1 protein-coding gene is annotated in these 975 nt (G+C 70.9%); it reads left to right on the top strand.

What is annotated here, in order from left to right:
* On the top strand, nucleotides 1-641 hold a 641-nt coding region (locus CKO41_RS18280; RefSeq protein ID WP_276568970.1), incomplete at its 5' end, for a TCP-1/cpn60 chaperonin family protein.
* Between the last annotated feature and the right edge of the window lie 334 nt (nucleotides 642-975).

The following is a 975-nucleotide window of genomic DNA, read 5'->3' as shown; positions in this document are numbered from 1 at the left end:
GCGCCGGCACCGAGGCCGACATCAAGAGCCGCTGCGAGCAGATCCGTCAGCAGGTCGAGGAGACCACCTCCGACTACGACCGCGAGAAGCTCCAGGAGCGCCTGGCCAAGCTCGCCGGTGGTGTCGCTGTGATCCGCGTCGGCGCCGCGACCGAGATGGAGATGAAGGAGAAGAAGGCCCGCGTCGAGGACGCGCTGCACGCGACCCGCGCGGCCGTCGAAGAGGGCATCGTCCCTGGCGGCGGCGTCGCGCTGGTGCGCGCCCTGAGCGCCCTCAAGGGCCTCACGGGGGCCAACCACGACCAGGACGTCGGCATCGCCATCGCCCGTCGCTCGATGGAGGAGCCGTTGCGTCAGATCGTCGCCAACGCCGGCGAGGAAGGCTCGGTGGTCCTGCAGAAGATCCTCGAGGGCGAGGGCAACTACGGCTACAACGCCGCCACCGGCGAGTACGGCGACATGGTCGCGATGGGCATCCTGGACCCGACCAAGGTGACCCGCTCGGCCCTGCAGAACGCCGCCTCCGTGGCCGGCCTGATGGTCACGACCGAGTGCATGGTCGCCGAGGAGCCGAAGAAGGATGACGGCCCGGCCATGCCGGGCGGCATGGGCGGCATGGGCGGCATGGACGGCATGATGTAATCCGTCCCGCTCGTCCGTAACGAAGAAGGCCCCGCCTCGGCGGGGCCTTTTTTTGCCCGCGAGACAGCGCCAAGACGCGGGCGGATCGCCCTGCCTCGGCACTCGGCGCTCGGCGCTCGGCGACGCAAGGCTGATCGGTTCTGCGGCCTTTTTCGTTGAGGGTGAAGGGTTGGCGGTCGATCCTCGACCGGGTGGTGCGCAGGCGACTGCTCGCCTCTCGCAGCGGTCGAGACGGCGGCCGCGGAGGCCCATCCCGCACGGGCGTGCCAATGACCGCGCGGCACACGCGGTCCGGTTAGCCCCGCGCGCCCAACCCCGCCCCCTCGCACGGCGC

Origin of the sequence: Thiococcus pfennigii (assembly GCF_016583835.1) — a bacterium.
GTDB lineage: Bacteria > Pseudomonadota > Gammaproteobacteria > Chromatiales > Chromatiaceae > Thiococcus > Thiococcus pfennigii.
This window is presented reverse-complemented; position numbering and strand designations above follow the sequence as displayed.